The organism is Streptomyces sp. NPDC104106 (assembly GCF_055584345.1).
Genome location: NZ_JBVJMF010000009.1, coordinates 55863 through 82273, shown reverse-complemented (window position 1 = coordinate 82273; position 26411 = coordinate 55863). Strand labels below are relative to the sequence as shown.

At 71.4% G+C, this 26411-nt stretch carries 24 protein-coding genes and 1 other RNA gene; 10 read left to right on the top strand and 15 right to left on the bottom strand.

The window, feature by feature from the left end; all coding sequences use genetic code 11:
* Positions 1-106: 106 nt before the first annotated feature.
* The 5 genes from ACZ60X_RS22010 to ACZ60X_RS21990 all read right to left on the bottom strand — a co-directional run bounded on the left by ACZ60X_RS22010 (position 107) and on the right by ACZ60X_RS21990 (position 5305).
* Positions 107-2458, bottom strand: a complete 2352-nt coding sequence (locus ACZ60X_RS22010) for a HelD family protein (protein WP_469600927.1) — start codon at positions 2456-2458, stop codon at positions 107-109.
* 343 nt (positions 2459-2801) lie between these two features.
* On the bottom strand, positions 2802-3584 hold the full coding sequence (locus ACZ60X_RS22005; RefSeq protein WP_469600925.1) for an anti-sigma factor family protein: 783 nt from the start codon (positions 3582-3584) through the stop codon (positions 2802-2804).
* A gap of 50 nt (positions 3585-3634) precedes the next feature.
* A complete protein-coding gene (locus ACZ60X_RS22000) occupies positions 3635-4228 on the bottom strand; it encodes a sigma-70 family RNA polymerase sigma factor (RefSeq protein ID WP_385847370.1) in 594 nt (197 codons plus the stop codon).
* Positions 4229-4463: 235 nt separating this feature from the next.
* Positions 4464-5057 (bottom strand): CGNR zinc finger domain-containing protein, encoded by a 594-nt coding sequence (locus tag ACZ60X_RS21995; RefSeq protein WP_469600921.1) that lies wholly within the window; start codon positions 5055-5057, stop codon positions 4464-4466.
* An 89-nt stretch (positions 5058-5146) separates the two neighbouring features.
* On the bottom strand, positions 5147-5305 hold the full coding sequence (locus tag ACZ60X_RS21990; protein ID WP_469600918.1) for a hypothetical protein: 159 nt from the start codon (positions 5303-5305) through the stop codon (positions 5147-5149).
* A 572-nt stretch (positions 5306-5877) separates the two neighbouring features.
* Between ACZ60X_RS21990 and ACZ60X_RS21985 the strand changes: the two genes are divergently transcribed.
* Entirely contained in the window at positions 5878-7218 is a 1341-nt protein-coding gene (locus ACZ60X_RS21985) for a S1 family peptidase (protein ID WP_469600913.1), read from the top strand.
* 148 nt (positions 7219-7366) lie between these two features.
* Positions 7367-7915 carry a hypothetical protein gene (locus tag ACZ60X_RS21980; protein WP_469600910.1) on the top strand — a complete coding sequence of 183 codons (549 nt, stop codon included), beginning with the start codon at positions 7367-7369 and terminating at the stop codon, positions 7913-7915.
* A gap of 196 nt (positions 7916-8111) precedes the next feature.
* Here the strand turns inward: ACZ60X_RS21980 and ACZ60X_RS21975 are convergent, their stop codons facing one another.
* The 4 genes from ACZ60X_RS21975 to ACZ60X_RS21960 form a co-directional block, all read right to left on the bottom strand.
* On the bottom strand, positions 8112-9263 hold the full coding sequence (locus ACZ60X_RS21975) for a uroporphyrinogen-III synthase (protein WP_469600907.1): 1152 nt from the start codon (positions 9261-9263) through the stop codon (positions 8112-8114).
* A gap of 123 nt (positions 9264-9386) precedes the next feature.
* Positions 9387-10757 (bottom strand): nitrate/nitrite transporter, encoded by a 1371-nt coding sequence (locus tag ACZ60X_RS21970; RefSeq protein ID WP_469600905.1) that lies wholly within the window; start codon positions 10755-10757, stop codon positions 9387-9389.
* Positions 10758-10919: 162 nt separating this feature from the next.
* Positions 10920-11609, bottom strand: coding sequence for a response regulator (locus ACZ60X_RS21965; RefSeq protein ID WP_469600902.1), 690 nt, complete (start codon positions 11607-11609; stop codon positions 10920-10922).
* Complete coding sequence (locus ACZ60X_RS21960) at positions 11606-13303, bottom strand: sensor histidine kinase (RefSeq protein WP_469600898.1); 1698 nt, start codon at positions 13301-13303, stop codon at positions 11606-11608. The genes ACZ60X_RS21965 and ACZ60X_RS21960 overlap by 4 nt, the downstream gene beginning before the upstream one ends.
* A gap of 238 nt (positions 13304-13541) precedes the next feature.
* Between ACZ60X_RS21960 and ACZ60X_RS21955 the strand changes: the two genes are divergently transcribed.
* The 3 genes from ACZ60X_RS21955 to ACZ60X_RS21945 all read left to right on the top strand — a co-directional run bounded on the left by ACZ60X_RS21955 (position 13542) and on the right by ACZ60X_RS21945 (position 16424).
* Positions 13542-14402 carry an ABC transporter ATP-binding protein gene (locus ACZ60X_RS21955; RefSeq protein WP_469600895.1) on the top strand — a complete coding sequence of 287 codons (861 nt, stop codon included), beginning with the start codon at positions 13542-13544 and terminating at the stop codon, positions 14400-14402.
* Positions 14399-15274: an ABC transporter permease gene (locus ACZ60X_RS21950; protein ID WP_469600892.1), complete on the top strand. Its 876-nt coding sequence runs from the start codon at positions 14399-14401 to the stop codon at positions 15272-15274. Before ACZ60X_RS21955 ends, ACZ60X_RS21950 begins: the two co-directional genes overlap by 4 nt.
* Before the next feature lie 70 nt (positions 15275-15344).
* Entirely contained in the window at positions 15345-16424 is a 1080-nt protein-coding gene (locus tag ACZ60X_RS21945; RefSeq protein WP_469600889.1) for an ABC transporter substrate-binding protein, read from the top strand.
* A 48-nt stretch (positions 16425-16472) separates the two neighbouring features.
* Here ACZ60X_RS21945 and ACZ60X_RS21940 read toward each other — a convergent pair whose 3' ends face one another.
* Positions 16473-17441 carry a LysR family transcriptional regulator gene (locus tag ACZ60X_RS21940; RefSeq protein ID WP_469600887.1) on the bottom strand — a complete coding sequence of 323 codons (969 nt, stop codon included), beginning with the start codon at positions 17439-17441 and terminating at the stop codon, positions 16473-16475.
* Positions 17442-17525: 84 nt separating this feature from the next.
* Between ACZ60X_RS21940 and ACZ60X_RS21935 the strand changes: the two genes are divergently transcribed.
* Genes ACZ60X_RS21935 through ACZ60X_RS21920 form a run of 4 tightly spaced genes read left to right on the top strand, consistent with a single transcriptional unit; the run spans position 17526 to position 21848 of the window.
* Entirely contained in the window at positions 17526-18815 is a 1290-nt protein-coding gene (locus tag ACZ60X_RS21935; RefSeq protein ID WP_469600884.1) for an MFS transporter, read from the top strand.
* Positions 18809-20107, top strand: coding sequence for an ABC transporter substrate-binding protein (locus ACZ60X_RS21930; protein WP_469600879.1), 1299 nt, complete (start codon positions 18809-18811; stop codon positions 20105-20107). The genes ACZ60X_RS21935 and ACZ60X_RS21930 overlap by 7 nt, the downstream gene beginning before the upstream one ends.
* The gene (locus ACZ60X_RS21925; protein WP_469600877.1) at positions 20104-21027 is read left to right on the top strand and encodes a carbohydrate ABC transporter permease; all 924 of its coding nucleotides are present in this window, start codon (positions 20104-20106) and stop codon (positions 21025-21027) included. The genes ACZ60X_RS21930 and ACZ60X_RS21925 overlap by 4 nt, the downstream gene beginning before the upstream one ends.
* Positions 21024-21848, top strand: a complete 825-nt coding sequence (locus ACZ60X_RS21920) for a carbohydrate ABC transporter permease (protein WP_469600874.1) — start codon at positions 21024-21026, stop codon at positions 21846-21848. Before ACZ60X_RS21925 ends, ACZ60X_RS21920 begins: the two co-directional genes overlap by 4 nt.
* 81 nt (positions 21849-21929) lie before the next feature.
* Here ACZ60X_RS21920 and ssrA read toward each other — a convergent pair.
* From ssrA to ftsE, 5 genes are all read right to left on the bottom strand, one after another.
* Positions 21930-22298, bottom strand: a transfer-messenger RNA (tmRNA) gene (ssrA, locus tag ACZ60X_RS21915).
* A 106-nt stretch (positions 22299-22404) separates the two neighbouring features.
* A complete protein-coding gene (gene smpB / locus ACZ60X_RS21910) occupies positions 22405-22884 on the bottom strand; it encodes an SsrA-binding protein SmpB (RefSeq protein ID WP_469600871.1) in 480 nt (159 codons plus the stop codon).
* A 75-nt stretch (positions 22885-22959) separates the two neighbouring features.
* Complete coding sequence (locus ACZ60X_RS21905; RefSeq protein ID WP_469600868.1) at positions 22960-24144, bottom strand: S41 family peptidase; 1185 nt, start codon at positions 24142-24144, stop codon at positions 22960-22962.
* A 68-nt stretch (positions 24145-24212) separates the two neighbouring features.
* Complete coding sequence (ftsX, locus tag ACZ60X_RS21900; protein ID WP_469600866.1) at positions 24213-25130, bottom strand: permease-like cell division protein FtsX; 918 nt, start codon at positions 25128-25130, stop codon at positions 24213-24215.
* 43 nt (positions 25131-25173) lie between these two features.
* Positions 25174-25863: a cell division ATP-binding protein FtsE gene (ftsE, locus tag ACZ60X_RS21895; protein ID WP_469600863.1), complete on the bottom strand. Its 690-nt coding sequence runs from the start codon at positions 25861-25863 to the stop codon at positions 25174-25176.
* Between the two features lie 236 nt (positions 25864-26099).
* Here ftsE and ACZ60X_RS21890 point away from each other — a divergent pair, with 236 nt between their 5' ends.
* Complete coding sequence (locus ACZ60X_RS21890; protein ID WP_023550109.1) at positions 26100-26291, top strand: hypothetical protein; 192 nt, start codon at positions 26100-26102, stop codon at positions 26289-26291.
* Positions 26292-26411: the final 120 nt, after the last annotated feature.

The window sequence follows — 26411 nt, the reverse complement described above, 5'->3', positions numbered from 1 at the left end:
GTGGCGACGAAGGTTGGGCCCGGGGGCTTGGATCGAGCCGGTGCCACGACAAGGCTAACAAACGGATGGCGCGAGGCCATTCCCGTCCAGAAGGTTCACAGGAAAGTCAGTCCCGGAGCAGGTCCGGCACCCCGGCCGCGTCCGGCTCGTCCCGCTCCCCCGACACCACCGTCAGCTGCTGGGTCGCCCGGGTGAGTGCCACGTACAGCACACGCAGCCCGGCCGGTGACTCGTCGGCGATCTCCGCCGGGGAGACGACCACGGTCGCGTCGTACTCCAGTCCCTTGGCCTCCAGGCTGCCGAGCGCCACGACCCGGTCGCCGAGCCCGGCCAGCCAGCGCCGCGCCTCCTCGCGCCGGTTCATCGCGACGACGACGCCGACCGTGCCGTCGACCAGGTCCAGCAGCCGCTCGGCCTCCGCGCGCACGGCCCGCTCCAGGGAGTCCCGTACGACACCGAAGCGCGGTTCGACCCCGGTGGAGCGCACCGCGCTCGGCGCCACGGAGCCGGGCATCGCGAGAGCCAGCACCCTGGCCGCCAGGTCGGCGATCTCGGCCGGGTTGCGGTAGTTCACGGTGAGCTGGAAACGGCGCCGCGGGCGGGTGCCGAGGGCCTCGTCCCGGGCCTCGGCCGCCTCGTCCGGGTCGGACCAGGAGGACTGGGCGGGGTCGCCGACCACGGTCCAGGTGGCGTGCCGGCCGCGGCGGCCGACCATCCGCCACTGCATCGGCGTGAGGTCCTGCGCCTCGTCCACGATGACGTGCGTGTACTCGGTGCGCTCCTGCGCCAGGCGCTCGGCCCGCTCCCGCTGGCTCTCCTCGCGCACCGGCATCAGCTCCTCCAGCCCGGTGAGCTGGTCCAGCGGATCGAGGTCCCGCCTCTTCCTGGGGCGGGCCGGCGCGCCGAGGATCGCCTGCAGCTCGTCCAGCATGGCGATGTCGTGCACGGAGTGGCCGTCCCGCTTCAGGGAGCGGGCGACCTTGCGGACCTCGCCGGGGTTGAGGATCCGGCGCGCCCAGCGGCCGAGCCGCCTCTCGTCGGACATGGCGGCCAGGACCCGCCGCGGGGTCAGCTCGGGCCACCAGGCGTCGAGGAACGCGATGAAGGAGTCCTCGCCGGTCACGTCCTCGTCGAAGGAGGAGCGCAGCTCGGCGGCCAGTTCCGGATCGGTGTGCCGGGCGGCCGCGCCGGAGCGCGCCCACAGGGCGTCCAGCAGCAGCTTGCGGGCGCGCGGGCGCAGCAGGTTGACGGGCGCGGTGCCGCCGAGCGCGGTGCGGCGGACGCGTTCCAGCTCCGCCGCCTCCAGCTCCACCCGCCGGCCGAAGGCGACGACGCGCAACCGGGTGGGCGGACCGGTGACCGCCCGCGGCTCGCCGTCCTCGTCCGGCGCGGGAGCGGCGGGCCCCAGTTCCAGGGCACCCCGGGCGGCCTTCCGCAGCACCTTCAGCATCCGGTACGAGCCCTTGGCGCGGGCCACGGACGGGGAGTCGTACAGCGTGGCCTCGGCGCCGTCGACCAGCGAGCCGATGGCGCGGATCGCGACCTGCCCCTCCTCGCCGAGCGAGGGCAGCACGCCCTCGGTGTAGGCGACGAGCAGCGGGGTCGGCGAGACGATGAGGATGCCGCCGGCGTAGCGCCGCCGGTCCTGGTAGAGCAGGTAGGCGGCGCGGTGCAGGGCAACGGCGGTCTTGCCTGTCCCCGGTCCGCCCTCGACGTACGTGATGGAGGCGGCGGGCGCCCGGATGACGAGGTCCTGCTCGGCCTGGATGGAGGAGACGATGTCCCGCATGGTGTGGGTGCGGGCCTGGCCGAGGGCGGCCATGAGGGCGCCGTCGCCGATGACGGGCAGCTCGTGGCCGTCGAGGTAGGCGGTCAGCTCGGGCCGCATGAGGTCGTCCTCGACGCCGAGCACGCGGCGCCCCTTGGACCGGATGACCCGGCGCCGTACGACCCGGCCGGGGTCGACGGGCGTGGCCCGGTAGAAGGGGGCGGCGGCGGGTGCCCGCCAGTCGATGACCAGCGGCGCGTAGTCCTCGTCGAGGACGCCGATCCGGCCGATGTGCAGGGTCTCGGCGATGTCCGCGGTGCTGTCCTCGCGCACGGCGCCCTCGGCCGGTTCCACCGCCGTGTACGCCCCGTCGGGGCCCTTCTTCCCGTCCTTGCCGAGGAGGAGGTCGATCCGGCCGAAGAGGAAGTCCTCGAACTCGTTGTTGAGCCGGTTCAGGTGGACGCCGGCCCGGAAGACCTGGGCGTCGCGCTCGGCCAGCGCGCCCGGGGTGCCGACCTGGCCGCGCTTGGCCGCGTCGTTCATCAGGAACTCGGCCTCGTGGATCTTCTCCTCCAGCCGCCGGTACACCCGGTCCAGGTGTTCCTGTTCGACGCTGATCTCCCGGTCACGGACGGAATCGTGTGCGCCGTGTACCGAGCCGACCGCGGACTGCTGAACCTGAGCGGCCACCGGGCCCCCTTCTGACGTGCTGGGCAGCCGTCAACCGTACGCGAAGGGATGCCATGAAAGCTACGGGAAGGACACCTGGTGCCCGGCGGGCGACGTTCGCCCCGTCGCGACGCCCGGCACGCTGCCCTGCCGCGCGGGAGGTGCCCCCACTCGCCGTACCGGCCGAAAGCCCGAGTACGCCCAGGGCGAGGACTTCCGACCGGCACGCCGACGGCACGCACCGGACGCCGCTCCCCGACGGGCGAACGTTGCCTGCCGGGCACGGGCCCGACCACAACCCGCTCGCGGACGAACTCGGCCGGAGGGCACCCGCCCCCGCCCCGGCCGAGCCCCGCGGCAGGCGCTACGCGCCCACCTGCACCAGCTTCTTGCCGTCGAAGGTCACGACCTCGAAGTGGTCGATCTCGTTCGGCTTGAAGGCCGTGGCGCCGCCGATGTAGAGCGGTTTCCTGGCCTCCTCCGTCTTCGCGTCCGGAATGCCGTAGCCCCAGTCCGGCACGGACCACGAGGACATGGTCACGCGCTGCCCGTTCTTGGCGACGGCCACCAGTGAGCACTTCAGCGGCCCCGTGGCGTTCTTCAGCTCCAGGACCGCCTGGGTACCCCAGATCTTCTGCTCCATGCCGACGGTCGCGCTGATGTGGGACGACGGGTCGGTGGCGGACCTCTTGTCGGACATCGCGGAGAAGGTCGTCTGCGCGGAAGAGGCCGTGACCTGACTTCCACCGGACCCTGCGCCGCTCTGAGCCGCGACGGCGGCCAGCGGTCCGGCGATGATCAGCGCGGCGGCCGCGGCGATCATGTAGAAGGAGCGGCGCCGCTTCCGGGCGCGCTTCTCCGCGACCTCGTCGACGAGCCTCTCCACCAGCCGCGGGCTGGGCTTGGCGGACAGCGAGTCACCGATCGCCGGCGTGCTGCCCGAACCCGGCAGATCCGCGAGCGCGGCGAGCATCGGCTCCATCCCGGCCAGCTCGTCCAGTTGCTGGGCGCACCATTCGCAGCCCGCGAGATGCGCCTCGAAAGCGGTTGCCTCGGCGTCGTCGAGAATCCCGAGGGCGTAGGCGCCGACGGTCTCGTGTTCGCTGGGCACAGAAGATCCTGAACCGGGCTGCATGGGCCCAGACATACCCGGACCACCAGGGCCGAATCCCTGAATCCCCCCGTAACCACCGCTCATCACGCCGTCACCCCCCGCTCCTCCAGTGCCAGCTTCATCGATCGCAGGGCGTAGAACACCCGAGACCGCACCGTGCCACTGGGTATGCCCAGCGTCTCGGCCGCCTCATTGACCGTACGCCCCTTGAAGTACGTCTCGACGAGCACCTCCCGGTGGGCCGGGGTCAGGTCGTCGAGCGCGTCCGACAGCGTCATCAGCCACAGCGCCTTGTCGATCTCGTCCTCCGCGGGGATGACCTCCAGCGGCGACGGATCGACCTCCTGCGGCCGGGCCTGCCGGCTGCGGTGGCCGTCGATGACGATGCGGCGCGCGACCGTCACCAGCCAGGGGCGTACCGAACCGGTCGCCCGATTGAGCTGACCGGCGTTCTTCCAGGCACGGATGAGCGTTTCCTGTACGACGTCCTCGGCGCGCTGCCGATCACCGGCGACCAGCCGCAGGACGTACGCGAGCAGGGGTCCGGCGTGCTCCCGGTACAGCGCACGCATCAACTCCTCGTCGGGCTCCGAGGGTTGTGAGGGCTGTGAGGACATGCGATGTCGGGCCCTCGATCCACGTTCATTGGCCACGGCCGCATCCTTGCGCACGCCCACCTCCGGTGTCCGGGGGTTCCCCCAGTCGGTCGCTCGCCCACCCGTACGGAAGGGAGGGGCGAGGCGTTCAAACGGAAGCGACAGTTTTATCGGGGAACGTGAGACGAGCGGGACATGCGCGCACATTTCCGCCGCGCGATCTTTGCATTTCCGACACACCGCACGCGGGGGCGCGGAATTCCCGTGTACGAGGCACCTAAACCCGGTGTTACCGAGATCACGCCCGTCACACCGGTCACGCCCGGGCGAGCGCCGCCCGCCGCCGGTGCCTGGCCACCCGCTCCCGGTTCCCGCACACCTCACTGGAACACCACCGCCGACGCCGCCCGCGGGACGTGTCCAGATACACGAGCGGGCAGTTGTCCCCCTCGCACTCCCGCACGGCCGCCCGCGCGACGGGGTCGGTGAGCAGCTCGACGGCGTCCCGGGCGACGAGGGCGAGCAGCGCGGGACAGCCGGGCGGCTCGGTCAGCCGCCGTACGAGATCCCCGCCGTCCCCGGGCACGGCACGGGGGGCGGGGGTCGCGGCCTGGGCGAGCGCGTTGACCTGCCGCAGGGCGTGCTCGTACGGGGCGGTGCGCGGCGGGTGCGGGCCGCGCACCAACTGCCCGACACAGGAGCGCAGTTCCTGAAACCGCGGCACCCAGTCGCTCTCGGCGCGGGCGAGCGACGTACCGTCCGGCACGAGCCCGGCACCCCCGATCCACGCGCACAACGCGCCGACACCGTCGAGCCGTTCGACGGGATGGTCGGTGGCGAGGAGGTCGAGACAGATCCGCCCGGCGTCGAACCGCAGCTCGTACGGGGGCGTGGCCGTACCCAGTGCCATGCGCCTGTCACCACCTAGGCAGGAACCGTGGGGGCTCGTCCCTTCACAGTGCCTCCCGGAACGCCGGGCCGGAACCCCTCGTACCGGCCCTACCGGTCGGCGTCGCCCGCGGGTCGGGGGGCGTCCGGGGTGCGGCGCGGGCCCAGGAAGACGAAGCCCCGGCTGTCCCGGCGGCCGCGCAGCCGTTCCGTACGGCGCACCGCGGCCGTCTCAAGGGCCCGCGCGGCCGGCGAACCCAGCAGGCCCACTCGCGGTCGTCCGGCTCCCGGCGCGTGCCGACGTGTCCGTCGACCGGGGCCCAGCCGTCGGCGACGACACGCTCCACGGTGGCCGCGAGGTCGGTGACGTGCCCGAGCGTCTCGACGGCCCCGGGCGACGAAAGGCGCTCCCGGAAGCCCTCGCCGATCAGGACGCGGCCGCCGGGGCCGGATGCCGACGGGCGGCCGCGAAGGCGGGGAGCAGACCGCCGAAGGCATGCGTCGCGCCGAAGCGGGACCGCGTCGAACGGCTCGGCGGACACGAAGTCCCCTCCTGCGCAGCCGGGGTCGAGCACGCGCTCGCCACCCCTCGGCAGGCCTCGTTCCCGGAACCGGTGCGCCGGGCCGTCGTCGAGCGGGACGTGACCGGGCGTTCGGCAGGGGCGATGCGGGACATCTCTCCACGATTCCCCGGGGCAGCCCGCCAACGGCGGGACACCTGCGCACCCGAAGCGAGAACCAACTCCCCCCTCAGCGCCCTCTCTCATACCAGCATGTCGAAGTCGTTTGCGTAACCGAGAAAGTGAGTTCCCGTGAAGATACCCGGAAGAGGCCGCGGACGGGTGGCCATAGCCCTGCCCGTCGCCGCGCTTGCCCTCTCCCTCCCCTTCCTCTCGTCGCCCGCGGCCGCGGGCAGCCAGGCGCGCCCCGCCGCGGATCCCCGGCCCGCCGCGATCGAGAAGAACCAGGAAACCCTCGACAAGATCGCCGGCCGGATCACCGAGGGCCTCTCCGAATCGGACCGCGCCCGGATCCCCGGCTTCACCGACATCGAGGTCGACCCGCTCCACGACAGCCTGCGTCTGCACTGGAAGGGCACCCCGCCGCAGCGCGTCCGGCGCATCCTCGCCCACCTGCCCAAGGGCGTGACCGCGTCGGTCCTCCCGGCCCGCTACTCCAAGGCAGATCTGCACGCGGCCCGCAACCGGCTGCTGCACGCCGGGAAGCCCGCCGCTCTGCGCGTCGCCGGTCTGGCGACCCCGCTGCGCATCACCAGCATCGGCCCCGCCGTCGACGGCAGCGGACTGCGGATCGGCTACGACGAGGACCGGGGCGCGGGCAGGAGCGACCGGATGGACCCGCTGGCGTCGGCCGCCCGCCAGGACCGGTCGAGCGAGGTCGGGGCGCTCACCGCCCGCCTGACCGGCGTGCGCACCACCGTGGCCTACCAGCCGCTGAGCGTGGACCTCGCCTCGCGGCAGGAGGACGACACCCCGTGGCACGGCGGGGCCGCCCTGCGCATCCCCAGCGGGGGCATCTGCTCCAGCGCCTTCAGCGTCCGGACCTCCAGCGGGCAGGACGAGTTGAGCGCGGCCTACCACTGCGACGGCAGCGGCGGGCAGTGGCACACCTACTGGGGCGGCCGGCTCATCGGCACCACCGACAGCGCGCAGCGCCTCGCCTCGGACGACGCCCTCGGCATCCGCCTGCCGTCCGGGCAGTCCGCCGGGCGGCTGTACGACGGCCCGGCGAGCGAGACCGACGGGTACTCCAAGCCCGTCTCCGGCTGGGGCCACAACAACGTGGGTGACTACGTCTGCACCGACGGGGCGAACTCCGGTGTGCACTGCGGCGTGCAGATCGCCGAGACGGACATCGGCGTCACGGGAGCGAACGGCGTCTACCGGCCGGCCACCGACCTCGCCTACGCCACGTCCCGCACGCAGGACCACATCGCGGCGGCGAACGGCGACAGCGGCGGCCCCGTCTTCGCGGGGGTGAACAACTACACCTCCGACGAGGCACGCGGCATGATCACCGCCCTCGACCGCACCGTGACCTGCCCGTCGTCGGAGTACGTCCTCGACAGCGGCGTCCGCACGCCCTGGTGCGTCCAGGGCGTGTACTTCGTACCGATCTACCAGACGCTGCACGACATGCACTGGACGCTGGTCACGCAGTGACCGACGGCTGAGCGACCGGTGGGCCGCCGACCCGAACCGGCGGCCCACCGCGATCGTCACGAATCCATCACCTCTTCTTCACCCTCCCTCCCCTCTCCGGTGCCGCAGGACTACCGTCGTCGCTCCTGAGACATCCCTGGGGGGACGAATGACCAGCCCGTACATGCCGCCGCCGCCACCCGCCCCGCCGGTCCGCCCGGCCCCGAAGTGGGCCCGCAAGCGCTACGTCCTGCCCGCGATCGGTTTTGCCTTCCTCGTCGGAATCGGCGCGGGCGCCGGCGGCCAGCACAATGACGGCAGCGCCAACAGTGTGAGAACGGCGGCCAGTCAGCCCCGGCCGACGGCGACGGTCACCGCCACCGCCACAGCCACGGCGACGGCCACGGCGAAGCCCGCGCCGGGGCCGACCGTGACGAAGACGGTCAAGGCGACGGTGACGGTCACCGCCCAGGCGGCCACCGACAACGGCTCCGGTTCCGGGTCCGGTTCCGGGTCCGGGTCCGGTGACGGCAGCTCGGGCGGTACCGGCGGCCACAGCGCGTCCGGCACCTGCTCGATCGTCTCCAACGCGGGGAACTGCTACTCCGCCGGCGAGTTCTGCCGCAACAGCGACCACGGCGCGACGACGACGGACGCCTCCGGCACGAGCATCACGTGCGCGCCCAGCGGGAGCAGGTGGCGCTGGACCTACTCCTGACCGCTGTCCCGCTTCGAGGTCTGCCCCAGCCGGCCTCGCGGTCGTGGTGGGCGGCGGCCATGACGATGTGCGGGGGCGCGGGCGGTGACCTCGGCCCACAGCTCCCGCATGCGCTCGTGCGGCCGGCCCTCGGCCATCGCCACCGGTATGGGCGGGCCGGAGGGAGCCCGGGACCCGCTGCCCTGCCCGCTGCCCGCTAAGCGTCCGCGTACTTCGCGTCCGCCGCCGGGTCCAGCGCCAGCCGGTACCCCCGCTTCACCACCGTCTGGATCAGCTTGGGCGCGCCCAGGGCCGTGCGGAGGCGGGCCATCGCCGTCTCCACCGCGTGTTCGTCGCGGCCCGCGCCCGGCAGGGCCCGGAGCAGGTCCGCGCGGGCCACCACCCAGCCCGGTCGGCGGGCCAGGGCACGCAGCAGGGACATGCCCGCGGGCGGGACGGGCTTGAGGTCGCCGTCGACCAGGACCGCGTGGCCACGGATCTCCACCCGGTGCCCGGCGATCGGCAACGCCCGCGCCCTGCCCGGCAGTTCCTGGCACAGCAGCTGCACCAGCGGGCCCAGGCGGAAGCGCTCCGGCTGGACCGTGTCGACGCCGTGCGCCTGGAGCGGCAGCGCCGTCACCGGGCCGACGCAGGCCGGCAGGACGTCGTGGGACAGGGCCGACAGCAGTTCCGGCAGCTGGCGCCGGTCCTCCGCCCGGGACAGCAGCGACGCCGCGGCCGGGGCGCTCGTGAAGGTCAGCGCGTCCACCGAGCGCGCGATCGTCGCGTCCAGCAGGCGGTCCAGCGGGGTGGTGTCCTCCGGCGGCATCCAGCGGTACACCGGCACCGGGAGCACCTGCGCCCCGCCGGCCCGCAGCGACTCCACGAAGCCGGGGAGCGGTTCGCCGTGCAGCTGCACGGCGATACGGCGGCCGTCCACGCCCTCCTCCAGGAGGCGGTCCAGGACCTCCGCCATGGACTCCGAGGACGGGGACCACTCCTCCGTCAGGCCCGCCGCGCGGATCGAGCCCTTCACTTTCGGACCGCGGGCGAGCAGTTCCGCCTCCCGGAGCCGGCCCAGCAGCGCCTCGCCCAGGCCCCAGCCCTCGGCCGCCTCCACCCAGCCCCGAAAGCCGATCGCCGTCGTCGCCACGACCACGTCCGGGACCTGGTCGATGATCTCCTTCGTCGCCGCCAGGAGTTCCCCGTCGTCGGCGAGCGGCACGATCCGCAGGGCGGGCGCGTGCAGCACGGCGGCGCCGCGCCGCCCCAGCAACGCGCCCAGTTCGTCGGCCCGGCGCGCGGCGGTGACGCCCACGGTGAATCCCGCGAGCGGACCGTGCTCGCGATGCTGCTCTTCGTCGTACATGGCTCTCCTCGCTGACCGGCACGCCCCTGCCGGTACGCCCTTCGAGCCTGTCAACGGCGCGTGACAGGCTCGGTTCGGTGTGATGTCACCGGTGTTACGGACTACCCGGGCACCAGTCGTACGTCACACTTCGGCGTAGCTGAGCTGGGACTTCGTCCCGGCCGTGGCCTCCGCCGCGGCCTGCCTCGCCGGGCGGCGGAGGTATACGGTCCACGTCAGCGCGAAGCACACGCCGTAGAAGGCGAGGAAGGCCACGAACGCGCCCGTGCCGGAGCCGTAGGACAGGAACGACTGGCGGAAGGCCATGTTGATGCCGACTCCGCCGAGCGCGCCCACCGCGCCGATCAGGCCCATCGAGGCTCCGGACAGGCGGCGGCCGTACGCGACCGCCTCCTCCCCCGTCAGCCCCTTGGCCAGCGCCTTCGCCTGGAAGATGCCCGGGATCATCTTGTACGTCGAGCCGTTGCCGAGGCCGCTCAGCACGAACAGCACCACGAACACGCTGACGAACAGCGCGAGCGACTTCTGCATGCTCGCCGCCACCAGGACGGCCGTGGCCGCCGCCATGCCCACGTAGTTCCACAGGGTGATGCGGGCGCCGCCGTAGCGGTCGGCCAGCCAGCCGCCCACCGGGCGGATCAGGGAGCCGAGCAGCGGGCCGACGAAGGTCAGGTAGGCCGCCTGGAGCGGGGTGCGGCCGAACTGGTTCGTCAGGACCTGGCCGAAGGCGAAGCTGTAGCCGATGAAGGAGCCGAACGTGCCGACGTAGAGGAAGGACATGATCCAGGTGTGGGCGTCCTTGGCGGCGTCCTTCGCCGCGCCGGTGTCGTTCTTCACCGTCGCGAGGTTGTCCATGAAGACCGCGGCCAGCACCGCCGCGACGACGATCAGGGGGATGTAGATCCCGAGCAGCAGCCTCGGGCCGCCGTTCGCGCCGATGATCGCCAGCGCGACCAGCTGGATGACCGGCACGCCGATGTTCCCGCCGCCGGCGTTCAGGCCCAGCGCCCAGCCCTTCTTCCGCAGCGGGAAGAAGGCGTTGATGTTGGTCATGGAGGAGGCGAAGTTGCCGCCGCCGATGCCGGCCAGCAGGCCGACCAGCAGGAAGGTGGTGAAGGAGGTGCCCGGTGTCATCACCGTGTACGCCGCCACCGTCGGCACCAGCAGCATGCTCGCCGAGATGATCGTCCAGTTGCGGCCGCCGAAGACGGCGACGGCGAAGGTGTAGGGGACGCGGACGACCGCGCCGACCAGCGTGACCATCGAGGTCAGCAGGAACTTGTCGGCGGGGCTGAGTCCGTACTTCGGGCCCATGAAGAGGACGAGGACGGACCAGAGGGTCCAGACGGAGAAACCGATGTGTTCCGAGAGCACGGAGAACCACAGGTTCCGGCGGGCGATACGCTCCCCGGTCGCCTGCCAGAATCCCTCGTCCTCCGGATCCCAGTGCTCGATCCAACGGCCACTGCGACGGGGTACGGCTGGGGCTGTCATCGCTCGCTCCTCCACGGGCTCCGGCTGCTCGGTCCGTCATACGTCGGCCTGCTCTACGCACGACTGAGCCCGAAGGTAGGGAGCGGGCGTTTCCTCGCTGTGGCTGTGGGTGACCGGAAGGGAACGTTGCTCTCACTCGCGGGCGGACGGACCCGTGAGGCCTCAGGACGCGATGCGGTACCGGTGCTCGGGGCGGCCCGTCGCCCCGTAGCGGAGGATCAGCCGGACCGTGCCCTGCTTGACGAGGTAGGACAGGTAGCGCTGGGCCGTGGCCCGGGAGACGCCGGTCAGTTCCGCCGCCTCCGCGGCGGACAGGTCGCGGTGGGCGGTGCGCAGCGTCTGCTGGACGAGGGCGAGCGTGGGCGCCGAGTGGCCCTTGGCGGGGACGCGCGGCACGGCGGGCGGCCGGACCGCGCTGAACAGGGCGTCCACATCGGCCTGTTCGGTCTCCGTGGTCTCGCCGAGGGTGTCGACGCGGTGCTGCAGTTCGCGGTACGAGGTGAGCCGCTCGGCCAGGTCGGCGGCGCCGAAGGGCTTGACCAGGTAGCCGACGGCACCGAGCTTCATCGCGGTGCGCACCGAGGCGATGTCCCGGTCGGCGGTGATCACGAAGGCGTCGGGGCGGGCGCCGCCCGCGTCCCCGGTGAGCCGGCGCAGGACGTCCAGCCCGCTGCCGTCGGGCAGGAAGATGTCCAGCAGCAGCAGGTCGGGGCGCAGGTCCTGCGCCGCCTGGAGGGCCTCGGCGACGCTCGACGCCTCACCCACCACCTCGAAGCCCCGGACCCGGGACACGTAGTCGCAGTGGATGTGGCTGACCCGGAAGTCGTCGTCCACGACCAGGGTGCGGATCACCGGCGGTCACCTCCCACGGGGTCCGGGAATGCCATGGATGCCACGGGCAGTGCCTGCGGCTGCCCGACGGTCACGGGGTCCGGCACGGGCAGCCGTACGGTGAACACCGCGCCCGGCCCCTCACTGACGCTGATCGTGCCGCCGTGCCGCGACACCAGGCGGTGGACGAGCGCGAGACCCAGCCCGCGCCGGGCGGTGCCCCGGTCGGGGCGGGTGGACCAGCCGTCCTCGAAGATCGAGTCGCGGGCGGCGGGCGGGACGCCGGGTCCGGTGTCCGCCACCCGTACGGTCGTCGCCCCCTCGTCCTCGGTGAGGGTCAGGCGTACCGCGCGCCCGCCGGGCGGCGGCGGACCGTCGGCCGCCGCGTCGATCGCGTTGTCCAGCAGGTTGCCGACGATCGTCAGCAGCCGGCGCAGATGCGGTGGGTCCTCGCCCAGCGCCGAGCCGTCGTCCAGTTCGACCCATACCCCGCGTTCGGCGGCGACCGTCGTCTTGGCCACGACCAGGCCGACCATCAGCGGGTTGCCGATCCGCTTGCGCACGGACTCGGTGAGCGCCTGCCCGGCCCCGGCCGACTCGACGGCCAGTTCGTACGCCTCCTCGTGCGCCCCGATGTCCAGCAGCCCGGCGAGCGTGTGCATCCGGTTGGTGAACTCGTGCTGCTGCGCCCGCAGCGCGTCGGTCAGCCCGCGCACGGAGTCCAGCTCCCGCAGCAGACCGACGAGTTCGGTGCGGTCACGTACGGTCACCACCGCGCCCAGCGCGCGCCCGCGCAGGGTCACCGGCATCCGGTTGACGACCAGGCAGTGCTCGTCGGTCAGCACGCTGATGTCGGTGCCGGTCAGGGTGCCGTCCAGGGCGCGGCGCAGCCGGCCCTCGGGCAGCACCTCGTCCAGGGTGCTGCCGAGCGCGGTGCCGAGGCCGAGCAGCCGGCGCGCCTCGTCGTTCACCACGGTGATCCTGCCGTCCGGGGCGAAGGCGAGGACGCCCTCGCGGATGCCGTGCAGCATCGCCTCGCGGTCCTGGAGCAGACCGGCGATCTCCTCCAGCTCCAGCCCGAACGTGGTCCGCTTCAGCCGCCTGGCCAGCAGGAACGCGGCCACCGAACCGAGGGCGGTGGCGATCGCGGCGTAGAGGCCGAAGGTGGGCAGCTCGCGCCACAGCTCCCCGAGGACGTCGTGCTCCGCGATGCCCACGGACACCTCGCCGACCAGCTCGCCCGTCGGCCCGTACAGCGGGACCCTGCCGTTGGCGGACCGCCCGGTCGCGCCCTGGTCGGTGCCCACGTGCGGCAGGCCGTCCCGGGCCACGATCGGCTCGGTCACCGGTGAGCCGACCAGCTGCGGCATGGGGTGCGAGTGGCGGATGCCGTGCAGGTCGATCACCACGACGTACGACGACCTCGACGACCGCCGGATGCGCTCGGCGACGGCCTGGACGACACCGGGCCGTACGGCTCCTCGGCCCTCGCCCTCCTGCATGGCACGCCGGATCTGCGGGTCGGCGGCCGTCGTCCGGGCGATGGCCACGGCCCGGTCCTCGTAGGTGCGGTCGAGCGCGGAGCGCTGTGCGAAGGCGAAAAGGGCGAAGCCGATGGCGCCCGTGAGCGCCAGGATGGCGAGCTGGCTGACGAGGATCCGCGCGGACAGTCTCCCCCTCCCGCCGCGCCCGATCCGTATGCGGATGGGTGTCACAGGTGCCTCATCGCCCCTGTCCTGAGTGGTGCCGGGACGGCCCTGCGCCTGACCCGTGGTGGCGCGATTGTGCCTGATGGCCGGAATTCTGCCCAGCCCCGTTTCACTGAGCAGAACGAGCAGAACCCCGGTTTACGCGGCTATCGCGGGATACCTCGGAAACAGCGACGTAACACCGGGTGGCCTCTAGCGTCTGCCTTCACCTCGACCCCCCGAGGACGGAAGGAGACCGCTCCCCATGGCTTCGCGAAACGATCCCGCGACGAGCCCTCTCGCCGGCGCAGTCGACCGCGAGGGCGCGCGCATCGAGATCTCCGGGCTCACCAAACGATTCCTGACCCCTGCCGGCAAGGTGTTCACGGCACTGCAAGACGTGTCGTTCACCGTCGAGCCCGGCCAGTTCTGCGCGGTGGTCGGCCCCACCGGCTGCGGCAAGTCGACGACCCTGAGCATGGTGTCCGGGCTCGACCGGCCCAGCGAGGGCTCGGTGAAGGTCGGCGGCCGTGAGGTGGACGGCATCACCGAGGGCGTCAGCTTCATGTTCCAGGCGGACGCGCTGCTGCCCTGGAAGACCGTGCTCGGCAACGTGCTGATGGGACCGGTCTTCCGTGGCGTCCCCAAGCAGCAGGCGCAGGCCCAGGCGCGTGACTGGCTGCGCCGGGTGGGCCTCGCCGGGTTCGAGGACCGCTATCCGCACCAGCTGTCCGGCGGTATGCGCAAGCGGGTCGCGATGGCCGCCGCGCTCATCAACGAGCCCAAGATCCTGATCATGGACGAGCCGTTCGGCGCCCTGGACGTGCAGACCAAGGCGATCATGTCGACCGAGCTGCTGGGCCTGTGGGAGCAGATCCGCCCGTCCGTCATCTTCATCACCCACGACCTCGACGAGGCCGTGGCGCTCGCCGACCGGGTCGTCGTGATGACCTCCAGCCCCGGCTCGGTCAAGCAGGTCTTCGACATCGACCTGCCCCGCCCGCGCGGCTCCGTCCAGGAGATCCGCTTCCAGCCCCGCTTCATCGAACTCCAGCACCAGATCTGGGACACGCTGCGCGAAGAGGTCGAGCGCGCCTACGCGGCCACCGCAGGAGGTAAGGCATGAGCACGACGTCCACCGCTTCCGTCGCCCCCGTGGCCGACGGCAGGACCTCGCCGGCGGAGGCCGCCAAGCGGGCCGCCCGGCGGCGCGTCGTCTCGGTGTGGGCGGGCCGCATCGCCATCGCGGTCTTCGTCATCGGCGGCTGGCAGGCCTTCACCACGTGGGGCATCGTCGACCCGTTCTTCTTCGGGCAGCCTTCCGGCATCTGGAAACGGCTGATCGACCTCTTCCAGCACGGCACCGAGTTCGGCTCCTTCTACTCCAACGTCTGGACCACCATCCAGGAGGCGCTCATCGGCTTCGCCGTCGGCGCCGTCACCGGAGTCGTCTTCGGCGTGGCGCTCGGGCAGAGCCGCTATCTGTCCGACGTCCTCGGGCCCTACATCAAGATGGTGAACGCGATCCCGCGCATCGTCCTCGGCTCGATCTTCATCGTCGCCTTCGGCATCGGCGTGACCCCGAAGATCCTGCTCGCCGCGGTGCTGGTGTTCTTCATCGTCTTCTTCAACGCCTTCCAGGGCGTCCGCGAGGTCGACCGCAACATCCTCGCCAACGCCCGGGTGCTCGGCGCCTCCCAGCTGCAGATCATCCGGCACGTCATCGTGCCCTCCGCGCTCACCTGGATCATCGCCAGCCTGCACAGCGCCTTCGGCTTCGCCATCGTCGGCGCGCTGGTCGGCGAGGTGCTCGGCGCGCAGAGCGGCCTCGGCCTGGTCATCAAGACCGCGCAGAACAACTTCGACCCCAACGGCGTGTTCGCCACGATGCTCGTCATCTCGGTCATCGTGCTGGGTGCGGAGTGGCTGATCGCCAAGCTCGAACACCGGCTGCTGTCCTGGCGCCCCCCGGCCCCCTCCGAGGCCAGCTCGCTCTGAGCCCCCGCCGCAGTTCCCCCTCCCCTCCCCTCCCCGCGTCCCCATGCATGTCCGAAAGGAAAGAGCCGCCATGCTGAAAAGAGCCCTCACCGCATCGCTCGTCACCGCCCTCACCCTCGGCGCGGCCACCGCCTGTTCCAGCAGTTCCGGCAGCTCGTCCGCCTCCGGCGGCACCCCCACCGTCAAGATCATGGTCGGCGGCATCGACAAGCAGATCTACCTGCCCTACCAGCTCGCCCAGAACCTCGGCTTCTACAAGAAGTACGGCGTGAACGTCGTGCTGAGCACCGAGCAGGACGGCGGTACCGGCGCCGAGGACGCGATGGCCTCGGGGCAGGTGGACATGGCCGGCGCCTGGTACAACCACACGATCGACTTCCAGGCGAAGGGCAAGGCCGTCGAGGGCGTCATCCAGCTGTCCGGCGCTCCGGGCGAGCGGGAGATGTGCAACCCGAAGAGCGGGGTCCACTCGGCCGCCGACTTCAAGGGCAAGACGCTCGGCGTCACCGACCTGGGCTCGGGCACCGACACCCTCACCAAGTTCCTGGCCGCCAAGAAGGGCCTCAAGACCGGCGACTACAGCCGGATCGGGGTCGGCGCGGGCTCCACCGCCGTCGCCGCGCTCCAGAACGGCAAGACGGCCTGTGTCATGACGACGCAGCCGACGGTCGCCGCGATGGAGAAGAAGGGCGTCGGCACCTCCGCGATCGACCTGGCCACCACCGCGGGCGCCACGCAGGCACTGGGCAGCGCCTGGCCGGCCGCCAGCGTCATCGCCCGTACCGACTGGGTGAACGCGCACAAGGACGCGGTGCAGAAGGTCGTCGACGCCCTCGTGGCGACCATGCACTGGATCAACACGCACACCGCGGCCGACATCGCCGACAAGCTGCCGCAGTCGTTCGTGCAGAACCAGCTGGTGACCAAGGCCGACTACATCACGGCCCTGACCCAGGACAAGGGTCAGTTCCTCCCGGACGGCCTCATGCCGGCCGGCGGCCCGAAGACGGTCCTGGCGACCGAGGAACTGGTCGGCAACGCCACCTCCTCCATCGACCTCGGCAAGACGTTCACCAACGACTTCGTGGTGCAGGCCAACAAGCTGGAAGGCTTCAAGACCACCACGACCCCGGCGGGGGCGAACGGCTGATCCTCCCTGTCCGGTGGGGCCGTCCGGTCGGCAGCGACCGGACGGCCCTCAGCCGTTCGCCGTCATCTCGTCCGCCTCGGGGAGCCAGCTCCCCTCCGGCCGCCGCAGCCACCCCTGCGCCCGCGCGATCCGCGCCGCCGCGCCGCGCAGCGCGTCCAGCCCCGGATGCGACAGCCCCCTGCGCCACACCAGTGACACCGGCGAGAGCGGGACGGGGTCGACGAGGGGGCGGCGGACCGTGCGGGGCAGGGGCGGGAAGTCCACCACGGCCAGCACCGGATGACCGTTCTTGCCCATGATCCGCTCGAACTCCTCGTCCCCGACGGCCAGCGGCAGCGGCGGGGCGAGCCGGATGCCGTACTCCTCGAACAGGCGGGACGCGAGGCCGGTCCACTCCCGGGTGCGCGGATTGCCGGCACCGGCGTACACCGTCTCCCCGGCCAGCGCCGCCACGGGCACCTCGGGCAGCTCGGCCAGCCGGTGCTCCTCGGGCAAGATGACGGCCATCGGCTCGTACCGCACCGGCTGCCGCTCCAGCCCCGCCCGCAGCGCCGGGTCCAGACCGGCGAACCGGCCGAAGGACGCGTCCAGCCGGCCGGCCAGGATCTGCTCGGCGGCACCGGTCAGCCCGCTCTCGTAGCGGGCCATCAGCTCGCAGTCGGGGGCGAGTTCGCGGGCCCGGTGCAGCACCCGGCGGCCGGTGGCCAGGCCCGGCGAGTTGAGGTCCACCAGCAGCGGACGGACCTGCCCGCCGGGCGCGAAGGCCGCCAGCAGCTCGTCCTGCGCGGCCAGCACCCGGCGCGCGTACGGCAGCAGGCGTTCGCCGTCGGCGGTCGGCGTCACCTGCCGGGTGGTCCGGACGAACAGCTCGGCGCCCAACTCCCGTTCCAGGCGCCGCACGTCACGGCTGAGCGCCTGCTGCGCGACGTACAGCCGGGCCGCGGCGCGGGTGAAGTGCAGTTCCTCGGCCACGGCGACGAAGGCGCGCAGCAGTCTGGGGTCCAGGTGGGCGGGCATGCCGGGGAACTTACAACACGGGTGCGTGGATGGGAGCCGGGCAGGTGTTGGACCCGGTGATCCGCTCCGGGCGAGGGTGAGGCCATGTCCCCACTGCCCATAGCCCCGTACCGCCGTCTGTTCTCCCTTCCCGGCACCCGTGCCTTCACGACCGGCAATCTGCTCGCCCGGCTGCCCATGGGCATGTTCAGCGTGAGCGCCGTGGTGATGATCTCCGGGTCACGGGGGTCGTACGCCCTCGCCGGCGCGGTCACCGCGACCGGGCTCGCGGCGACCGCGCTGGCCGGGCCGTGGATCGCCCGGCTGACCGACCGGCACGGGCAGGCCCGGATCGCCGTGCCCGCCACGCTCGCCGCCGTGCTCGGCAGCCTGGCGCTGCTGCTGTGCGTGCGCTACGACGCCCCCGACTGGACCCTGTTCGCCGCCTACGCCGCGACCGCGGCCACCCCGAACATCGGCGGCCTCTCCCGCGCCCGCTGGGCCCATCTGCTGCGCGACGACCCGGGCGCGCTGCACACCGCGAACTCCTTCGAGCAGGCCGCCGACGAGCTGTGCTTCATGCTCGGCCCGGTGCTCGCCTCCTTCCTGACCGGCACGTTCTTCCCGGAGGCGGGCACGCTCACCGGGGCGGTGCTGCTGCTCGCCGGCATGCTGCTGTTCACCGCGCAGCGCGCCACCGAGCCGCCGGCCGTCCAACGGCCGAAGGCGCGCTCGCCCCTGCGCGTCCCCGGGATCCCGCCCCTGCTCGGCTGCTTCGTCGCGACCGGCGCCGTGTTCGGCTCGATGGAGGTCGGCACGATCGCCTACGCCGACGCGCACGGGCATCGCGCGGCGGCCGGTGCCGTGCTCGCGCTGCAGGCGGCGGGCTCGTGCGCGGCGGGCCTGGTGTTCGGGGCGCGGGGGCCGGCGGGCGTGGGGTTCGGCCGCTGTCTGGCGGTCATGGCCGTGCTGATGACCCTGCCGTGGGCGGCCGCCGGCGTGGCCGGTTCGCTGCCGGCGCTCGCGGCCGCGCTGCTGGTGGCCGGGATGGCGACCGCGCCGACGATGGTGACCGCGATGACGCTGGTGCAGCGACGCACCCCGGCCGACCGGCTGGGCGAGGGCATGAGCCTGGTGGTGACCGGGCTGCTCACCGGCATCGCCTGCGGCTCGGCCACGGGCGGCTGGGCGGCCGAGCACCTCTCCCCCGCCACCGCCCTCGCCGTCCCGGCCGCGGCGGCCGCCCTCGCGGTGCTCATCCACACCGCGTCCCGGTCCGGAGTCGAAACGCTTGCACCGATTCCCGTCAGACCTGTTGACGCCCGCGATCACCCCACCTACCGTCCTTCGTCGAAGCGCTTCAACACCAACTCCCCTGGAGGAAATGGATGTTGACCGCACGACGGCGTACGTACCTGGCGGTGACGGCGGTCGTCACCGCGTCCCTTCTCCTGGCCTCCTGCGGCGGCGGCTCGGGCGGCGGTTCCGGCGACGGCAAGACCCTGCGGCTCTGGCACTACGAGGGCCCCGACAGCGCGATGGGCGTGGCCTGGAACGAGGCCGTCAAGGAGTTCGAGGCCCAGCACCCCGGCGTGAAGGTGGAGTTCGAGGAGAAGGGCTTCGAACAGATCCAGAAGACCGCGCCGATGGTCCTCAACTCCTCCGACGCGCCGGACGTCATGGAGTACAACAAGGGCAACGCGACCGCCGGCCTGCTCTCCAGGCAGGGGCTCCTGACCGATCTGACGGCTCAGGCGGCCAAGCGCGGCTGGGACCGCAAGATCCCCGCCGGTGTCCGTACGACCAGCATGTACGACACGAACGGCGTGATGGGCTCCGGCAAGTGGTACGGCGTGCCCGACTACGGCGAGTACACGATGGTCTTCTACAACAAGGACCTCTTCGAGAAGTACGGCATCGCGGAACCGAGGACCTTCGACCAGCTGACGGCCGCCATGGACCGGTTCGTGGCCCGGGGCGTCACCCCGCTGGCCGACGCGGGCGCCGAGTACATGGCCCAGCAGTACCTCTACCAACTCGCCCTGTCCAAGGCCGACCGCTCCTGGGTCGACTCCTACGAGCTGTACAAGACCAGGGCCGACTTCCACGACGCGGCCTGGACGTACGCCGCGACCACCTTCGCCGACTGGGTGCGGAAGGGCTACATCGCCAGGACGTCCACCAGCGCCAAGGCCGAGGACGCGGGCGTGTCCTGGATCCGGGGCAAGGCGCCGATCCTGTTCTCCGGCAGCTGGTGGTACGGCCGCTTCCAGTCCGAGGCGAAGTTCGCCTGGGACACCTCCCTGTGGCCCGGCTCGGACCTCACCCTCGGCTCCGGCGGCAACCTCTGGGTCGTCCCTCAGGGCGCGAAGAACAAGCAGCTCGCCTACGACTTCATCGACATCACCCTGTCCCAGAAGATCCAGAACCTGCTCGGCAACAAGGGCGGCATACCCGTGGCCGCCGATCCGAAGGCCGTCACGGGCCCCAAGTCCCAGCAGCTGATCACCCAGTTCAACACCCTCACCGGCCATGACGGCCTCGCCTTCTACCCCGACTGGCCGGTGGCCGGCTTCTACGACACCCTCGTCTCGGAGACCCAGAAGCTGATGACCGGCAGCGAGCGGCCGGACGCCTACCTGGAGCATCTCCAGAAGGCGTACGACCAGGGCGTTCCCCGGCGATGAGCCTGCCGACGGGACGGCGCCGCCCGCGCGACTCCTACGCGCTCTTCCTGCTCCCGGGCGTCCTCGCCTTCGTCGCCGTCGTCGTCGCGCCGTTCCTGATGAACAGCGCGGTGAGCTTCACCGACTGGCAGGGCGTGGGCAGCCTGCACTGGACCGGGCTCGCCAACTACCGGCAGCTGGCGCACGACTCGGAGTTCTGGGCGTCGTTCCGGCACAGCCTGTTCATGGTCGTCGCCATGGCCGCCGTACCGACCGCCCTCGGACTGGTGCTGGCGGCCGCCCTGTTCGACTACGTCGGCAAGCACTTCGGCACGAAGGTCGCCGCGGTCCTGCGCGCCTGCTTCTACCTCCCGCAGGTGCTGCCGATCGCGGTCGCCGGCATCGTCTGGAGCTGGATCCTCGCCCCCGACGACGGCGCCCTGAACGCGGCCCTGAAGGCCGTCGGCCTCGGTTCCTGGCGGCAGGACTGGCTCGGCGACCCGGAGATCGCGCTGTACACCGTCATGGGCGTGATGGTCTGGGTGCAGCTCGGCTTTCCGCTGGTGGTGTTCATGGCGGGCCTCGGGCGGGTCGACCCGCAGCTGTACGAGGCGGCCGAGCTGGACGGCGCCGGCTGGTGGCGGCGCTTCGCCCACATCACCCTGCCGGGGATCCGGCCGGAGATCTACGTCGTGCTCACCTGGTGCACGATCGCCGCGCTGAAGGTGTTCGGCGCGGTGTACGTGCTGACGAAGGGCGGACCGGGCGGCTCGACGGACGTCCCGTCGTACTTCTCCTTCACCACGTTCTTCGAGAAGACCCAGGTCGGCTACGGCGCCGCGATCTCCACCGTGCTGACCCTGATCGTCCTGCTGCTCGCGCTGGCCGGCCTGAGACTCCAGACGCGCGCGGAGGACGCCGAGGAAGGAGGCCGCGCATGACGGCCGCCCCGCGCCGCTACCCCGTGCTGATCGCCCTCTGCCTCGCCGCCCTGTTCATGATCGTGCCGTTCCTCGTCGTCGTGGTCAACGCGGTCAAGTCACCGGCGGAATACTCCCAGCACGGCCCGCTCGGCCTGCCCCACGGCCTGTACACCAAGGGTCTGACGGACTTCTGGCAGCGCGTCGACTACGGGCGCAAGCTGCTGAACTCCGTGCTGATCAGCGGCTCGGTGGCGGTCCTGGCCGCCGTGCTGTCGGTGCTGAACGCCTACGCGATCGGCATCGGCCGCGTCCGGGGCCGCACCTGGGTGCTGGCCTTCTTCGTCCTCGCCAACCTGCTGCCGCAGGAGTCGCTGGTCTACCCGCTGTACTACCTGAGCAAGCAGGCCGGGCTCTACGACACCCGGCTCAGCGTGATCATCGTCTTCACGGTGATCCAGTCCGCGTTCGGGACCTATCTGCTCTCCTCGGTGCTCGGGCAGTTCCCGCGGGAGATCATCGAGGCCGCCCGGATCGACGGCGCGAACGCGTGGCAGGTGCTGTGGCGGATCGTCGTCCCCGTCAGCCGGCCCACCCTGGGCGTGCTGCTGGTCTTCTTCTTCATCTGGACCTGGAACGAGTTCCTGCTGCCGCTGGTCATGCTCGTCTCCAACGACAACCAGACCGTCTCCGTCGCCCTCGGCGTCCTGCAGGGCCAGCGCCTGATGGACGCCACCATGACCAACGCGGCCGCCCTGCTCGGCGTGCTGCCGGCGGTGGTCTTCTTCCTCGTCTTCCAGCGCACGCTCACCCGCGGGATCGCGGTCGGCGCGGTGAAGTAGCGTCATCGCGCCTGCCCAAGACGAAGGCCCCGCCGCTCGCAGCGACGGGGCCTGTGCCCACATGGGGTCCCCCGGAGGGGTTGGTGGAGATGGCGGGAATCGAACCCGCGTCCAACGGTGCGGAACCAGGGCTTCTCCGTGTGCAGTTCGCTGCGCTTTTCTCGGCCCCGGCGATCACGCGAACAAGTCGCCGACGGGCTCAGTCACTGTGTGGTTTCCCTTTTCACCCCGTGACCGGGATCAAGGTTTAGTTCCCTAGCTGATGCCAGGATCCGGGTCGGGAACAGCCCCGGGCTGACACTTCGCGAGTCGCTACTTAGGCAGCGAGGGCGAAGGAATCGCGCTTGGTGTTGGCGATTATTTTTTTCGGCCTGTGGTTTACGAGATCATGGCCGCTTCCTCGACACGCTTCCCCTGCTTCGACAGCCGCTGTCGAAACCGATCATCCCCATGTTGATTTCTCAAGGTGCACACCGGGCGCTGACGTCCGGTGCTCTGGTGCCATCGTACGGGAACAACGCGGGCGGGTGCCAGCGTATTCCCACCGGCCGCGCCGCTAGCCGCGCTGCTTGCGCCGGACCGCGGCCATGGCCCGGTCCGCCTCGCGCCGGTCCTGCTTCTCGCGCAGCGTCTGCCGCTTGTCGTACTCCTTCTTGCCCTTCGCCAGCGCGATCTCGACCTTGGCGCGGCCGTCCTTGAAGTACAGGGCGAGGGGCACGATCGTGTGGCCCGTCTCCTGGGACTTGGACTCCAGCTTCTCGATCTCCGCACGGTGCAGCAGCAGCTTGCGCTTGCGGCGGGCGCTGTGGTTGGTCCAGGTGCCCTGGCTGTACTCGGGGACGTGCACGTTGTGCAGCCAGGCCTCGTGGCCGTCCAGCTGCACGAAGCCGTCGACCAGCGAGGCCCGCCCCTGGCGCAGCGACTTCACCTCGGTGCCCATGAGGACCAGACCGGCCTCGTAGGTGTCGAGGATGTGGTAGTCGTGCCGCGCCTTCTTGTTCTGCGCGATCAGCTTGCGCCCTTTTTCCTTAGCCATAGTGCCGACCATTTTCGCACCATGGAGGGGGTACGCGTACAGCCGATTAACGCGGCGCCGCGCGGGGCCGGAGGGCTACGACGGGTCGCCGAGGCCGGTGAGGACCGTCTCGGCCCGCGCCTGCGCGTCGTCCGGCCCCGCCTCCAGGTCCGGGGTGATGCCCTGGCCGTCGACCGCGTGGCCGGAGGGGGTCCGGTAGTGGCCGACGGTCAGCTCGGCCACCGAGCCGTCGGGCAGCTTCGTCGGCATCTGGATGGAGCCCTTGCCGAAGGTGCGCGAGCCGATCACCACCGCGCGGCCCCGGTCCTGCAGGGCGCCGGTGAGCATCTCGGCCGCGCTCATCGTGCCGCCGTCGACCAGGGCGACCAGGGGCCGAGCGGTGTCGCCGCCACGGTCGGCGTGCAGGGAGCGCTGGGCGCCGTCGACGTCGTAGGTGGCGACCAGGCCGCCGTCGAGGAAGGCGGAGGCGGTCTCCACGGCCTCGGTGACCAGTCCGCCGGAGTTGCCGCGCAGGTCGAGGATGATCCCGCCGGCCGCCGGGGCCTCGCGCACCGCGTCGCGGATCTCGTCGCCGGAGCCCCTGGTGAACGCGGCCACCTTGATGATCGTGACCCCGCCGGGCAGCTTGCGCACGGTCACCGAGTCGGTGGACAGGCTCGCCCGGCGCAGTTTCTCGCTCCACGCGCGCGTGCCCCGCGCGAGGCCCAGCGTGACCGTCGTACCGGCGGCCGCTTCATCTGCGTCGCCGCGCAGTAAGGAGACCACGTCGGTGACCGGCAGGCCGTCGACCCTGCTGCCGTCGACGCTGGTGAGCCGGTCGCCCTCGCGGATGCCGGCCGCGGCGGCGGGCGAGTCGGGCTGGACCCGGGTCACCTCGATCCGGCCGTCCTGGTCCCGGCGCGCCCACAGTCCGACGCCGGTGTACCTGCCGTCGAGGGCCTCCTGGAACTCCTGGTACTGACCCTCGCTGTAGACCGCGCCCCAGCGGTCGCCGCTGCGGCTGACGGCCCGTTCGGCGGCCTCCATCGGGGACTTGCCGTCGGCCGCCGCCTCGGCGGCGACCCTGCGGACGTCCTCGGGCGAGGCGGCCGGGTGGGCGGGACCGGCGGCCGGTCCGCGCGCCGTGGGCTGCGTGGAGGAGGCGGTCTCCGGGAAGGAGCCGGTGGCGGCGCCGGTGACCAGGACACCGGCGAAGACCAATGTCAGCGCGGCCCCGCGGCGCATGCGGCGGGGCTGGCAGAACAGGTCGCGGCCTGACATGGCCGTGAGTCTAGGACAACGCGAAGGGCCGTACGGGCGGTTGCCCGCACGGCCCCTCTTGGCATGCGTCACACCTTCAGATACTTGCGCAGCGCGAAGAACGCCGCCAGCGACGGCATCAGCACGCTCGTCGCGAGGATCAGCGGCAGCTTGGTCAACACCGCGTCCCAGCCCACGAAGTTGATGAGCTGCAGCTTGTGCGCGAGGTCCATGCCGTGGTCGATGGTGAAGTACCGCCCGACCACCAGCGCCACACAGGCGAGGCCGCCGCCGATGAGCCCGGCGACCGCGGCCTCGGCGATGAACGGCGCCTGGATGTAGAAGCCCGAGGCACCGACCAGGCGCATGATCCCGGTCTCGCGCCGCCGGCTGAACGCCGAGACGCGTACGGTGTTGACGATCAGCAGCAGGGCGACGATCAGCATCATCGCCATGACGCCGAGCGCGCCGCGGTTCATCAGGTTCAGCAGCTGGAAGAGGTTGTCCAGGATGCCCTTCTGGTCCTGCACCGACTGCACGCCGTCACGCCCGTTGAAGGCGCTCGCGATGACCTGGTACTTCTGCGGGTCCTTCAGCTTGATCCGGTACGACTCCTGCATCTGGTCCGGCGTGAGGGAGCTGGCCAGCGGGGAGTTGCCGAACTGCTCCTTGTAGTGCTTGTACGCCTCGTCCTGCGACTCGTACGACACCTTCTCGACGATGGGCATCTTCTGCAGGTCGGCGAGGATCTGCTTCTTCTGGTCCTCGGTGACCGCGCCCTTGGCGCAGTTGGCGTCCGACTCGGCGTCGTGCTTGTTGCACAGGAAGATCGAGACGTTGACCTTGTCGTACCAGTAGCCCTTCATGGTGGACACCTGGTCGCTCATCAGCAGCGAGCCGCCGAAGAGGGCCAGGGACAGGGCGACGGAGACGATGACGGCGAAGGTCATCGTCAGGTTGCGGCGGAGACCGACGCCGATCTCCGACAGGACGAACTGGGCGCGCATGGCGGGTTCTTCAGGCCTTTCCGGAAGCTGGGTGCGGTCGGTGTCAGTGCTGGTAGCCGTAGACGCCGCGGGCCTGGTCGCGGACGAGGCGGCCCTTCTCCAGCTCGATGACGCGCTTGCGCATCTGGTCCACGATGTTCTGGTCGTGCGTCGCCATGATGACGGTGGTGCCCGTCCGGTTGATGCGGTCGAGCAGCTTCATGATGCCGACGGAGGTCTGCGGGTCGAGGTTGCCGGTGGGCTCGTCGGCGATGAGCAGCTTGGGCCGGTTGACGAAGGCCCGCGCGATGGCCACGCGCTGCTGCTCACCACCGGACAGCTCGCCGGGCCTGCGGTCCTCCTTGCCGCCGAGCCCGACGAGGTCGAGCACCTGCGGCACGGACTTGCGGATCTCGCCGCGGGACTTGCCGATGACCTCCTGGGCGAAGGCCACGTTCTCCGCGACGGTCTTGTTCGGCAGGAGCCGGAAGTCCTGGAAGACGGTCCCCAGCTGGCGGCGCATCTGCGGCACCTTCCAGTTGGAGAGGCGCGCGAGGTCCTTGCCCAGCACGTGCACCTGGCCGTGGCTGCACCGCTCCTCGCGGAGGATGAGCCGCAGGAAGGTGGACTTTCCGGAGCCGGAGGACCCCACGAGGAAGACGAACTCGCCCTTCTCCACCTCCAGGGAGACATCCCTGAGTGCGGGGCGGTTCTGCTTGGGGTAGACCTTGGAGACGTTGTCGAATCGGATCACGGATGCACCACGGGTCGCCGGGGGTAGATGAGCGTGACCATACGCGAACCGGGTGTGCAAGTGCAGTCGCAGGTAGAGCTTGGGCAAGACTTGTACGTTTTTGTACCGTCCCCTGTTCCCGCCCGCTCTTACGGTGCCTGCGCACGGCTTACGGGAACCTGGCACAGTGGGGGTGGGAACGTTCTGGTTCCCGCGAGCGTTCTAGAAGTGATGGCCGGTGCAAGGAGGGCGAGCGCATGACGTACGACCGGTTGGTGTGCGCGAACTGCGCGGCGCCCGTGAGCGAGGGCCGGTGCCCGGTGTGCCGTGCCAACCGCGAGCGACTTCAGCAAGAGGGTTTCCTCGGCGGGGTGAACCCGATGGCGCTGATCGCGCTGCTGGCGGTGCTGATCGCCGCGGTGGCGCTGCTGGCGCACCAGACCGCGTAAGAAGTGCGGAGGACGGCGCCGGCGAGCGCGAGGAGCCGGGAAGACGGCTGAGGGCCCGGAGCGCCAAGCTCCGGGCCCTCGCGCACACTAGGCGCGCACCGTGCGTGACCGAGGGGTCAC